Source organism: Roseisolibacter sp. H3M3-2 (assembly GCF_029211165.1).
Classification (GTDB): domain Bacteria; phylum Gemmatimonadota; class Gemmatimonadetes; order Gemmatimonadales; family Gemmatimonadaceae; genus Roseisolibacter.
Genome location: NZ_JARGEK010000121.1, coordinates 1 through 12,549, shown reverse-complemented (window position 1 = coordinate 12,549; position 12,549 = coordinate 1). Strand labels below are relative to the sequence as shown.

Genomic DNA, 12,549 nt, shown 5'->3' with positions numbered 1-12,549 from the left:
GGCCCCGGCGGCGGTGCTGCGCGACGGCTGACCGCCGCCGCGCGCCGTCAGCCGAGCCGCACGACCTGGCCGGTGACGCCGCGCGCAGCGTCGGAGCAGAGCCACGCCACCGCCGCCGCGACGTCCTCGCGCGACACGTAGTCCCCGCGGTCGCCCATCGCCGCGACGTTGTCCGCGGTGCGGATGCTCGTGGGGGCGACGGCGTTGGCGCGCACGCCGTGCGCCCGTTCCTCCTCGGCCACGGCGCGCATGAGGGCGAGCACGACGCCCTTGGCCGCCGCGTACGCCGCCATGCCGGCGCCGGTCGCGCCGGGGAGCGCGGCCACGGACCCGAAGTAGACGACGCTCCCGCGCGTGCGCCGCAGCATCGGCAGCGCGGCGCGGGTGACGAGCATGGCGGTCTTGCCGTTCCGCGACAGCATCCGTCCCCACACGTCGGAGTCCGACTCGGCGACGGTCCCCGGCTGGAAGCCCCCGGCCACGCACACCAGCGCCCCGACGTCCCCCACCGCCTCGCGCACCCGCGCGACGGTCGCCTCGACCTCCTCGTCCACCGTCAGGTCGCAGGCGAAGGCGTGCGCGTCGCGCCCCTCCGCGCGCAGCGCGGCCGCGCGCGCCTCGACGTGCTCCGGGGTGCGGTCGACGAGCGCGAGCGGCGCGCCCGTCGCCGCCAGCGCGCGGGCGACGGCCTCGCCGACCTGGCCTTCGCGGCCGACGCCGGTGATCAGAATCGGGTGAGGCATACGGCGAATGTAGGGGCGGGAGTCGTCGAAGCGGGAGTCGTGAATGCGGGAGTCGGAAGAGCGCACTGCGCCGTCGCGACTCCCGCATTCACGACTCCCGCGGTAACGACTCCCGCAGTCATTGCGGACGCAGCCCCCCCCACTGCGCCCGCAGATCCGGCACCGGCTGCTCGCACAGGAACAACGGAACGTCCCGCTCCTCCGGCACCAGCCAGCGCGTCTCGTCGTGGCGCACGACGCCGAGGGGGACGAGGCGCGTGCAGCGGCCGCGCAGCGCGGCCTCGGGGACGCCGACGGTGAGGAGCGGGTCGCCGACGCGGTCGCCCGGGCCGAAGAACCAGTAGGAGCCGGCGGGGCTGATGACGTCGGGGATGCCGACGCGCGGGCCGTAGAACTCGAGCGCCCCGGCCTGCCCGTAGTTGCCGGCCAGCACCGCGGCGTCGGCGCGCGCGCTGTCGGGGAGCGCGGCGAAGGCGTCGCCGACGGCGCGCGTCATCTGCGGCCAGCCGAGCATGTCGGCGAAGTCCTGCGGCAGCGCCAGCGCCTCGCCGGTGTTGGTGCGCGTCGCCGCGTCGACGCCGAGCGCCGCGGCCCACCGCGCGGTGACGTCGGGGGGGAGCATCGGGAGCGCGACCGGGAGCGTGACCGCGCCGTACGCGCCGATCAGCGCGGCGGCGCCGAGCTGGCGCCGCCGCGCGCCGCTGCGCGAGAGGCGCAGGCGCCCGCCGAGCCCCTGCTGCAGCGCGACCGCCCCCGCCGCGAACAGCAGCGGGTAGATCGGCCCTGCGTAGTACGCCTTGCCGCGGGCGGCGAGCAGCAGGAGGAACGCGGCCACGCACGCGATCCCCGCCGTGCGGCCGTGGCGCGCCCACCGCGCGCCGAGCAGCGCGACGGCGCCGAGCAGCGCCAGCAGCAGCGCCGGGCCGAGGAGGAGCTGCCCGCCGAGGAACTCGGCGACGCCCACGTGGACGAGCTGCGTCGACCGCAGCTCGCGCATCTGCCCGAGCACCGGCCAGCCGAGCGCCGCCTGCCCGACGAGGCTCGGCGCGCCGATCGCGAGCGCCACCAGCGCCGCCAGCCAGGGGCGCGCCGTGAGCAGCGCGCGCCGCTGCGGCCCGATCACCAGCGCCGCCGCGGCGCCGGCGGCGAGGAAGGCGATGCTGAACTTGGTCAGCAGCCCGAGCCCGCCCGCCAGCGCGAGCAGCAGCCAGGGGCTCGAGACGGCGCGCGACAGCCACGCCAGCACGCGCGCCCGCCCGCGCAGCGTGCGCCGCCGCCGCCCCTCGGGGGTCGACCACGAGTCCTCGGCGGTGGCGTGGGCGCCGAACGTCGTCTCGCGCCCGAGGTGCACGAGGCCGAGCAGCGCCATCGTCCACCAGAGCTGGTCGAGGACCACCGGCTGGAAGAGGTGCCCGGCGCGCAGGAAGAGCGGGGTGGCGCACACGGTGCCGGCGGCCAGCAGCTGCGCGCCGCGCGCGCCGTGCAGCCGGTGGGCGAGCGCCCCGGCGAGCAGCACGAGCAGCGCGTGCGCGACCGCGGGGCCGAGGCGGATCGCGACGTCGGTGTCGCCGAGCAGGGCGCGGGTGGTCTCCGCCAGGACGGCGATCGCCGGCGGGAAGTCCATGCGCCAGAAGCGCAGGTGGCGCCCCATCGCCAGGTAGAGCAGCTCGTCGCGGTGCAGCGCGTAGACGCTGACCATGTTGACCGCGACGTGGAGCCCGACGACCAGCGCGGCCAGCGCGAGGAGGGGGCGGAGCGCCAGCCCGGACGCCGCGGGGGCGTCGGGGGCCTCGACGCGGCGCGGGCGCGGCGGCGGGGCGCGGCGGCGCGGCGCGGGGAGGATCGCGACCCCGGGCACGGCGGGGGACCCGGGGGCCCCCGACGGGAGCCGCGCCGGCGGGCCGTTCGCGTCGGACGGCAGGGGGCGGACGGTCACGCCCGCAAAGTGTACGGCGGGCGCGCGGGGCGCCATCGGCGCGCCCCACCCGGCGCGTGGAACGAGCCCTGCATTTGCCGTCGCCGTGATCGCACGCCTCATGAAACGGCTGGCCCTCGTCGGGCTCCTGATCGCGCTGGCCCTGCTGGCGCTGATCGGCGTGCTGTCGGTCACCCGCGGCACGCCGGTCGAGTACGTGGTGTCGCGCGACGACCCGACGGGGCCGCCGTCGCCGCACGACTCGCTGTTCGCCCGCACGATCGAGCTGTACGCCGGCACCACGCTGCACGGCGGCAACCGCGTGCAGGTGCTCGAGAACGGGGAGGGGACGTACCCGCTGCTGTGGCGCGACCTGCGCACCTGCGAGCACACCGTCACGGTGCAGATGTACTTCGCGCAGCCAGGGGTGGTGGCCGACACGATGTCGGCGGTGCTCCGCGAGTGCGCGCAGAAGGGGGCGCGGGTGCTGGTGCTGCTCGACGGCTTCGGGGCGCAGACGCTCGCCGAGCAGTGGGTGGCGCCGCTGCGGCGGGTGGGGATCCGCGTGGCGTGGCTGCGGCAGCTGCGCTGGTACACGCTGCACAAGGCGGCCGAGCGCTCGCACGCGCGCGTGGTCGTCGTCGACGGGCGCGTGGGCTACACGGGCGGCTTCGGGCTCGCCGACTACTGGCTGGGGAACGGGCGGAAGCCGGAGGAGTGGCGCGAGACCAACGTGCGCTTCGAGGGGCCGACGGTCGCGCAGCTGCAGGCGGCGTTCGGCTCCACCTGGGCCGAGGCGACGGGGGAGCTGCTGACGGGCGACGCGTTCTTCCCGCGGGTGGCGCTGCAGTCGGTGGCCGACCGCGACTCGGTGTCGCCGACCGGGGTGCAGCGCGCGCGGCGCCGCTCGGGGCCGGGGCGCGGCGCGTCGGCCGAGGCGCCGCCCCCGGGCGACGCGCCCGTCGACGCGCGCGCCGCCACCGACCGCACGGTGCGCGCGGGGCTCTTCCACGCGGTGCCGTCGACGGGGAGCACCCCCGCCGAGCGCTTCCTGGCGCTGACGATCGCCGGGGCGCGCCGGACGCTCTACATCACGAACGCCTACTTCGTCCCCGACGACGACTTCCGCCGCCTGCTGATCCAGGCCGCGAAGCGCGGCGTCGACGTGCGCATCATGACCACCGGCCCCGAGACGGACGTCAAGTCGACGCTGTGGGCGGGGCGCTTCCGCTACGAGGACCTGCTGCGCAGCGGCGTGCGGGTCTACGAGTACCAGCCGGCGAACATGCACGCCAAGACGATCAGCGTCGACGGCGTGTGGGGCTCGGTGGGGTCGATGAACTTCGACAACCGCTCGCTCGCGTTCAACGACGAGACGACGCTGCTGGTGCAGGACAGCGTGGTGGTCGGCGGCATGGACCGCATGTTCCTCGAGGACCTGCGCTTCTCGAAGGAGGTCACGGCGGCGGAGATGGCGGGGCGGCCGTGGTGGCAGAAGGTGAGGGATGCGGGGGCGGCGACCTTACAGCGAGTGCTCTGAGGTCGTTCACGGCGGGAGTCGTCACTGCGGGAGTCGAAGAATCGGGAGTCGTGACGGCGCAGTGCGCTCGTGCGACTCCCGCCGTTGAGACTCCCGCAGTGACGACTCCCGCCCTTCGGGTCACCCGACGAGCAACGACTGCCCCCCATCGATCCAGATCTCCGTCCCGGTGACATGGCTCGCCGCGTCCGAGGCGAGGAACAGGACGAGCTCCGCCACCTGCTCCGACGTGCCCGGCTTCCCGTCGGTGAGCGGGATCTCCCCGGCCGGGTACTCGACCGGCTCCTTCTCGCGCTCGACGCCGCGCTTCTCGGTGTTCGCGTCGATCGCGGTGGCGATGGCGCCGGGGCAGATGACGTTCACGCGGACGCGGTGCTTCGCCAGCTCCAGCGCGAGCATCTTGGTCATCGCGACCTGCCCCGCCTTCGACGCCGAGTAGGCGGTCGCGCCGGTGTTGCTGAACACGCGAGTGCCGTTGACGCTCGCGTTGACGACCACGCTCCCGCCGCGCCGCTTGAGGTGCGGGGCCGCGTACTTGATGGTGACGAAGGTGCCGAGGAGGTTGGTGCGCAGCGTCGCCTCGAACTCGTCGGGCTGCAGCTCGTCGATCGGCGCCCAGACGCCGTTGACGCCGGCGTTCGCGAACACGACGTCGAGCCGCCCCCACTCGGCGGCGGTCTCGTCGCAGGCGCGGCGCATCGCGTCGGCGTCGGCGACGTCGGCGACCGCGACGCGCGCGGTGCCGCCGGCGCCCCGGATGCGGTCGGCCACGCGCTCCAACTCGTCGGCGGTGCGGCCCACGAGCGCGACGCGCGCGCCGGCGCGGGCGAGACGCTCGGCAGAGGCCGCCCCGATGCCGGAGCCGGCGCCAGTCACCAGGGAGACGCGATCGTGCAGGCTGTTGGGCATGCGTGGGACCTCGGAACGGCGGGAGTCGGGACGGCGGGAGTCGACACCACGGGAGTCGTCGAGGCGCACGGCGCGGTCACGACTCCCGCTTTCTCGACTCCCGCCGTCGCGACTCCCGCAGTAAACGGTCCCGAACCGCCCGCCCGCCACGCCGACGCCACCGGCGCGCCACCGAACGGACTCTGGCCCCGGGCAAAACCGCCGGCTATGGTTCAGCCATGGCCGAGTCCCCGGTGCACCTCCTCCGCCTCCACGCGCGCCACGCGCCGTTCAACGCGCGCGGCCTCGCGGCCCACGCCACCGCGCTCGCCGACGCCGCCGGCATCCGCCCCACCAACGCGTCGGCCCGCGCGGCGCCGAGCGCGCGCGCGGTGCGCTTCTACGTCGCCTCCGGCCTGCTCGACCGCCCCGAGGGGACCGGCACGTCGGCGACGTACAACTACCGCCACCTGCTCCAGCTGCTCGCCATCAAGATCCGGCAGCGCGAGGGGCAGACGCTCGACGCCATCAAGAAGGAGATGCGCGAGGTCACCGGCGACGCCCTCGAGCGCCGCGTCGCGACCTCGCTCGCCCCGGCGCTCATGACCAACGGCGCCGGCGTCGCGCCGAAGGCGGAGGAGGGGCCCGCCAGCTGGCGCCGCATCGGCGTCGCCGACGGGATCGAGCTGCACGTGCGCGACGACTCCCCGGCCGCGCGCGAGGACGCGCTCCTCGCGATGCGCGAGGCCGTGCGGGCCGCCCTCGGCCGCGGCGAGCTGCGGTAGCCAGCCCGCCGCGGCGGGGCTCAGCGCACCGCCTGCACCACCGCCGCGCCGATGCGCAGGCCGTGCGCCTTCCCGTTCTCGATGTCGGCGCGGTAGTGGATCCCGCCGTAGAGGCGCGAGATCCCCGCCTCCTCCGCCTGCGCCGCGAACTCCCCGGCCGCCGACGGGAAGTACGCCCCCAGCACCGTCGACGCGGCCGCCGAGAAGGTCGAGTGCCCCGACGGGTACGCCGGGAAGTTGGGGAGCCCGATCGACGTCTTGATCGTCGGGTCGAGCTGCACCGGGCGCGGGTTGTAGTGCCGGAACTTGATCGCCCAGCAGGCCACCGCGGCGTCGTGCATCGCCATGTTCAGCGCCGCGAACACGCGCGCCGCGCGCACCTCGCTCATCCGCGCGTCGCGCACGTACTCGGCGGCGATGTCGTTCCAGTGCCCCGGCGGCGTGTACGTCCCCGCGCCGTCGTTCCACTTGAGCGCGACCGCCAGCTGCTCGCGCGTCAGGTTCGACGTCACGCGCTTCACCTCGGCCAGGTCCTCGGCCATCCGCGCCGACGACGTCGACGGGGGCGCCGGCGGGTCGAGCGTCGCCAGCTGCGCGGCGGTCATCGTCCACGCCTGCACGGCGCCGAAGTTCGGCAGCATCGGCGGGCGGGCCGGCGTCTCCTGGCTGAGCCACGCCACCTCGCCGCGCGCCGTCGCCGCCGTCGCCATCCCCTGCCACAGCGCGGCCGTCCCGCCCGCGGCGCCCATCCCGTCGGCGCGCGCGCGCGCGATCACCAGCGCCGCGACCGAGCGGCCGAGCGCGAGCCCCGCCGCCACGTCGCTCGCCGTCGCCCGCCCCGAGAGCAGCGCGGCCTCGCGCTCCTCCGCCGCGCGGCGCGTGATCTCCTCCACCGACCCCGGGAAGAGCAGCTTGAGCATCTCCGCCGTCGCGCCGGCCAGCACCGCGTCCTCCGACGGGTAGGCCGGCAGGTCGCCCACCGGCGCCAGCGCCTGCACGCCGGCGTCGACCTTCGCGGGGGCCGCGCGGTTGTAGCGGAACTTCCAGTGCCACGTCGCCTTCAGCGCCTCGTACTGCGCCACGCTCACGTAGCTGTACGCGCGCGCCGCGTACGGCGGGCTGGCGAACGGGAAGTTCGGGTCGGCGAACGGGTTCTCCGCGTCGGGCACCGGGTAGCTGCCGTCGGGGCGCGGCGCGGGCGGCAGGTTGTAGCGCGCCACCAGCTCGCGCATCACCTGGTTCCACCGCAGCACGCCGCCGCCGCTCCAGTACTCGACGTTCGCGCGCTGCGCCCGCGTCATCGCCGCCTGCGCGGCCTTCACCGCCGCCAGCTCGGCGCGGTACGCGTCGCTGGTCGTGGCGGCGGGGGCGGCGACGGCCACCTGCTCGGGCGCCGCGAGCACGAACATGCGCCACGCGCCGGCGTCGGCGTCGAGCGAGGCGGCCTGCAGCGGCGGCAGCGTCTCGGTGGGCTGCACCGAGCGGTCGCAGCCGCCGATCAGGACGAGGAGCGCGACCGCCGCGGCGGCGAGGGGGCGGCGATCAGAGACGGAAGACACCGACGACTCCGGCGAAGAGCTGCGAGGAACGGCCGACGTTGCGGCCGGCGAGGACGCGCGACCCGCCCACGAACGCGTCGAGCGCGACGCCCGGGATCTGGTAGGCGGCCTGCGCCTGCACGCGCGTGAAGTCCATCCGGTTCGAGACGAAGGGCATGTCCTGGCGGCGGATGTCGCCCCCGCCGAGGGTGCGCTGGCCGGCCAGCGTCACCGGGACGCGGAGCCCGCGCGCCTGCCAGCCGGCGGTCGCCGACCAGTCGACGACGTCGGGCATCGCGACCTCGTCGCTCAGCACCAGCCGGTCGTCGGTGAAGTACGCCGGGCGGTCGAGCGTGACGGTCGAGCGCCAGGTGTGCCCGGCGCCCGCGTCGGCGAACCACCCCGCGCGCCCCTCGGCGCGCACCGCGGCGCGGAGCATCGCGCGCCGGCTCGCCAGCCCGATCGACATCGGGAGGAAGTCGGGGGTGTAGTCGGTCGTCGGCGCGGCCGCGCCGGCGGTCAGCAGCGCCTGGAACGCGGTGCCCCCGGCCGTCCGCCCCTGCAGCGCGCGCAGCTTCACCGCGACCGTGAGGTCCTGCATCCCGCGCTGCCCCTGCAGCACCCCGTCGCTCGCCTCGGTGCGCACGTACGGCAGCGACGCGACCAGCGTCAGCCGGTCGGTGAGCCCGTAGCCGAACCCGAGGCCGACGGTGCGCGTGGTCAGCGTCCCGATGTTCGCGTTGTCGCGGAGGCGCGTCCCCTCCCAGTAGCGGTCCCACCGGTCGACGCCGTAGGCGACCATCGCGTAGCCGAAGCGCGCCGGGAGGACGACGCCGTCGTCGACGGTCTGCGCGGGGAGCGCGCCGGGGAGGGCCGCCGCGACGAGGGCGGCCAGCAGGGGCGGGGGCGTGCGGCGGGGCATGCGGCGGGGGCGGGGGGGGACCGACGCCGCCAAACTGCGGTCGAGGACGCCCTCCCGTCCAGCCCCGATTACAGCCGTCTCACGCCTGCCCGGCCAGCGCCCCCTCGTCGGTCGGGGTGCCGTGGCGGATGCGGGCGAGGAACTGCACCACGCGCGTGCACCACTCCTCCGCGCACTCGTCGTGCGGCAGGCTGCCGCTCTCGAACTCCGCGACCTCGGCGTCGGGACGCAGCTCGCGCCACCCGTCCAGCTCCGCCCGCGGCACCTCGCGCGCGTGCGCCCCCCAGGTGACCAGGAGCGGCTGCTCCAGCCGGCGCAGCGCGTCGCGCACGTTGAGGTTGAGCGCCATCCCCACGAACGCCGCGGGCGCGAAGCGCGCGTTCGGCTGGTGCGCCGTCGCGTAGTGCGCGTCGACCAGCGCGTCGGTCACCCACCCCGGGCGGCGGTACGCCTGCTCCAGGAACAGCCGGAGGCTCGGGCGCGACACCAGCCCGTTGAACAGCGTCGTCCCCAGGAACGGGCTCTCGATGGCCGTCCGCAGCGCCTGCGTCGCGGCGTTGGGGGGCCACGCCAGGTGCCGCACCCCGGTCGGCGTGACCACCACCAGCGCCGGGAAGCGCCGCGCGTCGCGCGCCGCCAGCGCCGCCGTGTACGCCCCGCTCAGCGACGACCCGACCAGCGCGCACGGCGCGCCGACCACCTCGCGCGCGAAGTCGTCGAGCAGCGCCACGTAGAGGGCCGCCGAGTAGCGCGCCGCCGGCCGGTCCGACCGCCCGAAGCCGAGCAGGTCGACCGTCCACACCGTGTGCGCCGCCGCCAGCCGGTCCACCGCGTGGCGCCACTCGTAGCTCCACGCGGCGGCGTGGATGGCGTGCACGAGGAGCACCGCCGGCCCCGCGCCGCGGCGCGTCCACGCCACGCGGTGCCCGCGCCAGTGCCACGTCCCCTCCTCGCCCCCCAGCGGGTTGGCGAGCGGGCCGACGCCGTGCACGGCCGCCTCGTTGAAGAGGGCGGCCGCGCCCACGGCCGCCCCGCCGGTCAGTGCCACCGTCCGCCACCGCATCGTGCTCGCCTCCCGCGTGTGCCCCTTACCGACGCCCGCCCGCGCCCGCACCATCCTCGCATGCTGCTCCCCGCCCGCAAGTCGCCCGCCCTGGTCCCGCTCTACGCGGCGGCGGGGCGGCGCCTGCTGCGGCGCCACTTCGCGCGCGTCTGGCTCGGCGGCGCCCCGTGGCCGGCCGCGTCGGCCGGGCCGGTGATCGCCTTCCCGAACCACAGCGCGTGGTGGGACCCGATCGTCCTGCTCCACCTCTCGCACGAGGTGTTCCGGTGCGACGGGTACGGGCTGATGCAGGGCGCGCAGCTGCGACGCTTCCCCTTCTTCCGCCACGTCGGCTGCTTCGGCACGACCGACGACGGGCTGGACGACGCCCGCGCCCTGGTCGCGCACGCGGGCGACGTGCTGCGCGGCGCCCCCGGGCGCACGCTCTGGATCTTCCCGCAGGGCGAGCTGCTTCCAGCGCGCCGCCCGCTCGCCTTCCGCTCCGGCCTCGCGCGCCTCGAGCGCGCGGTCCCCGAGGCGGCGCTCGTCCCCGTCGCGCTCCGCTACGAGCTGCGCGCCGAGCAGCGCCCGGAGCTCTGGGTGCGGGTGGGGGAGGGGGTGCCGCACGGGCGCCCCGCCGCCGGCGCGGCGGGCGTCGCGCGCCGCACCGCGCCGGGGGGGCGCGCGCTGCGCGCCGAGCTGGCGGGCCGGCCCTACGACCTGGCGCGCGCCGACTCGCTGGCCGCGCCCCCCGGCTACCGCGTCGTCCTGCGCGGCCGCGGCTCGCTCAGCGCCCTCTGGGAGCGCACCGCGGGCCGCCTCGGCCGCGGCGAGCCCGGACGCGACCATGCGACGCGGGACTCGGCGTGAGTCGCGTCGCATGGCCTCCCTTCTGCCACCCCACCCCACTGCCCCCGGGTCGCTAGGCCGCCCCGCCCACACTGCACCACACCACACCATGCGGGGACGGCGCTAGCGACTCCGGCGGGCCCCCCTATGCCGGCGGCGGCGCCTGGCGCGCGCCGTTCGTGCGTCCGTGTACCCCCCCGAACGGCGAGCCGTGCGGCTCGCGCGTCTCGGGCGCCGGGAGCGACCGCTCCGCGGCCACCGGGATCAGCGCGCTCGACACGCCGGCCTGCGCGGCCAGCGCGGCGATCGTCTGCAGGTCCACCGGCTTCTCCAGGAAGTGCGTCGCCCCCAGCCGCAGCGACGCGTGCCGGTTGTCCGGGTCCGGGTAGGCGGTCAGCACGATCACCGTCGCGTCGGGCGACAGCAGCCCCGACGCCCCCATCACCTGGAGCCCCCCGTCGCGCTTCCCGCCCAGCCGGATGTCCGTGACGATCAGGTCGTAGACCCGGCTCGCCAGCGCCAGCTTCGCCTCGTCCAGCGACCCGGCCGCGTCGACCAGGCTCCCGGCGACGTCGAACAGCTCCACGAGGATGTCGCGGATGCCCTGCTCGTCTTCGACGATGAGTACGCGGCGGGACACGGGTCGGGTGGCGCGGTCGGGGAGGCGGACGGTGGACGCCCATCCCCAAGGCCACTTCCGGGCCGCTCCGTCGCGCGTCGCAAGTCGTTGCGGAGGTGCGACTTGCGAAACGGACGCCGGGGCGGGCCGCCCGGATTCCGGGCAGCGCGCCGCTCGGCTGTCCGGTTTCCGGTCAGCCCGCCAGCGCCAGCCGGCGCAGCTTCTCCAGCAGCGTCGAGCGCGCGATCCCCAGCACGTCGGCCGCCCGCGCCTTGTTCCCCCCGGTCGACGCCAGCGCCGCCGAGATGGCGCGGCGCTCCGCCTCGGCGAGCGTGGTGACCTCGGTGGAGACCGGCGTCGCCGCCGCGCCCGCCGGCGTCAGCCCGAGGTGCTCGGGGCGGATCGGCGCCCCGTCGGCGAGGATGCTGGCGCGCCAGAGCGCGTTCTTCAGCTCGCGGATGTTCCCCGGCCAGTCGTAGGCCTCGAGCGCCGCCCGCGACGACTCGGCGAGGCGCGCCCCGCGCGGCAGCAGCGCCTCGGCCAGCCGCGGGATCTCGCCGCGCCGCGCGCGCAGCGGCGGCAGCGCGATCGTCAGCACCTGCAGCCGGTAGTACAGGTCCGCGCGGAACGACCCGCGCGCCACCGCGTCCGCGAGCGGGACGTGCGTCGCCACGATGAGGCGCGCGTCGCTGGTGAGCGTCGCCGTCCCGCCCAGCCGCCGGAACGCGCGCTCCTCGATCGCCTTCAGCAGCTTGGGCTGCACCTCGGGCGACAGCTCCGCCACCTCGTCGAGGAACATCGTCCCGCGCCCGGCCACCTCCAGCAGCCCGCGCTTGGCCTGCTTGGCGTCGGTGAACGCCCCCTTCTCGTGGCCGAACAGCTCGCTCTCCACGAACTGCGCCGACAGCGACGCGCAGTTGATCTCGACGTACGGCTGCTCGCGCCGCGGCGAGCGCTCGTGGATCTGGCGCGCGACGTAGCCCTTGCCGGTGCCGGTCTCGCCGATCACCAGCACCGGCGCGTCGTCGTTGCGCGCCGCCAGCTCGACCAGCCGGTCGAGGTCGGGGAGCGGCGACACCGACGCGGTCTCGGTCCACAGCGCGCCGGCCTCCTTGGCGCGCAGCACCGCCAGCTCGCGCGCCAGCCGCGCGTGCTCCGCCGCGCGCCGCACCGCCGCGTCGAGCGCCTCCAGGTCGATCGGCTTCTCGAGGAAGTCGGCCGCCCCCTCGCGCATCGCGCGCACCGCGGTCGCGACGTCGCCGTGCCCGGTCAGCAGGATCACCGCCAGGTCGGGGTGGTCGGCGCGCAGCACCTCCAGCAGCCGCAGCCCGTCGGCGTCGGGGAGGCGCAGGTCCACCAGCGCGACGTCGGGGGAGTGCGCGGCCGCGACCCGCCGCCCCTCGGTCGCCGTCGCCGCGCCGCGCGCCACGTGCCCCAGCTGCTCGAAGAACTCGACCAGCGTCTCGCGGATGGTGGCGTCGTCGTCGACGACGAGGACCGAGGGCATGCCCGAAATCTACGGCGGTCGCCCGCCGCCGACGACTCCGGGACTCCGGCGCGCCTACGGCGCGGCGGGGCGCCGGCCGGCCGCCTCGCGCAGCCGCGCGGCCGTCGCCGGGGTCACCGTCGGCGCGACGGGGAGCCCCTGCGCGCGCTGGAAGTCGTTGAGCGCGCGGAGCACGTCGCCGTCCAGCACGCACCCGCCGCC

The 12,549-nt window shown here is 76.4% G+C and carries 11 protein-coding genes; 3 read left to right on the top strand and 8 right to left on the bottom strand.

Translation table 11 applies throughout. The annotated features are described in order from the left end of the window. Positions 1-47: 47 nt before the first annotated feature. Both PYV61_RS11895 and PYV61_RS11890 read right to left on the bottom strand, forming a co-directional pair. Complete coding sequence (locus PYV61_RS11895; RefSeq protein WP_275831714.1) at positions 48-743, bottom strand: SDR family oxidoreductase; 696 nt, start codon at positions 741-743, stop codon at positions 48-50. Between the two features lie 118 nt (positions 744-861). After that, positions 862-2,679 (bottom strand): glycosyltransferase family 39 protein, encoded by a 1,818-nt coding sequence (locus PYV61_RS11890; protein ID WP_275831712.1) that lies wholly within the window; start codon positions 2,677-2,679, stop codon positions 862-864. A 100-nt stretch (positions 2,680-2,779) separates the two neighbouring features. On the opposite strand from PYV61_RS11890, the gene PYV61_RS11885 reads away from it, so the two are divergent. Further along, positions 2,780-4,198: a cardiolipin synthase B gene (locus PYV61_RS11885; protein WP_275831710.1), complete on the top strand. Its 1,419-nt coding sequence runs from the start codon at positions 2,780-2,782 to the stop codon at positions 4,196-4,198. A gap of 120 nt (positions 4,199-4,318) precedes the next feature. Here the strand turns inward: PYV61_RS11885 and PYV61_RS11880 are convergent, their stop codons facing one another. Next, complete coding sequence (locus tag PYV61_RS11880) at positions 4,319-5,107, bottom strand: SDR family NAD(P)-dependent oxidoreductase (RefSeq protein ID WP_275831708.1); 789 nt, start codon at positions 5,105-5,107, stop codon at positions 4,319-4,321. A gap of 218 nt (positions 5,108-5,325) precedes the next feature. Here PYV61_RS11880 and PYV61_RS11875 point away from each other — a divergent pair, with 218 nt between their 5' ends. Beyond that, positions 5,326-5,871: a MerR family transcriptional regulator gene (locus PYV61_RS11875; RefSeq protein WP_275831706.1), complete on the top strand. Its 546-nt coding sequence runs from the start codon at positions 5,326-5,328 to the stop codon at positions 5,869-5,871. 20 nt (positions 5,872-5,891) lie between these two features. Here PYV61_RS11875 and PYV61_RS11870 read toward each other — a convergent pair whose 3' ends face one another. From PYV61_RS11870 to PYV61_RS11860, 3 genes are all read right to left on the bottom strand, one after another. Next, entirely contained in the window at positions 5,892-7,430 is a 1,539-nt protein-coding gene (locus PYV61_RS11870) for a phosphatase PAP2 family protein (protein ID WP_275831704.1), read from the bottom strand. Continuing rightward, complete coding sequence (locus PYV61_RS11865; RefSeq protein WP_275831702.1) at positions 7,414-8,331, bottom strand: hypothetical protein; 918 nt, start codon at positions 8,329-8,331, stop codon at positions 7,414-7,416. Before PYV61_RS11865 ends, PYV61_RS11870 begins: the two co-directional genes overlap by 17 nt. A 79-nt stretch (positions 8,332-8,410) precedes the next feature. Beyond that, on the bottom strand, positions 8,411-9,394 hold the full coding sequence (locus PYV61_RS11860; RefSeq protein ID WP_275831700.1) for an alpha/beta fold hydrolase: 984 nt from the start codon (positions 9,392-9,394) through the stop codon (positions 8,411-8,413). Between the two features lie 60 nt (positions 9,395-9,454). Here PYV61_RS11860 and PYV61_RS11855 point away from each other — a divergent pair, with 60 nt between their 5' ends. Beyond that, a complete protein-coding gene (locus tag PYV61_RS11855; protein WP_275831698.1) occupies positions 9,455-10,243 on the top strand; it encodes a lysophospholipid acyltransferase family protein in 789 nt (262 codons plus the stop codon). Between the two features lie 124 nt (positions 10,244-10,367). On the opposite strand, the gene PYV61_RS11850 is transcribed toward PYV61_RS11855, so the two are convergent. Further along, positions 10,368-10,862, bottom strand: coding sequence for a response regulator (locus tag PYV61_RS11850; protein WP_275831696.1), 495 nt, complete (start codon positions 10,860-10,862; stop codon positions 10,368-10,370). Between the two features lie 172 nt (positions 10,863-11,034). Next, entirely contained in the window at positions 11,035-12,348 is a 1,314-nt protein-coding gene (locus tag PYV61_RS11845) for a sigma-54 dependent transcriptional regulator (RefSeq protein ID WP_275831693.1), read from the bottom strand. Positions 12,349-12,549: the final 201 nt, after the last annotated feature.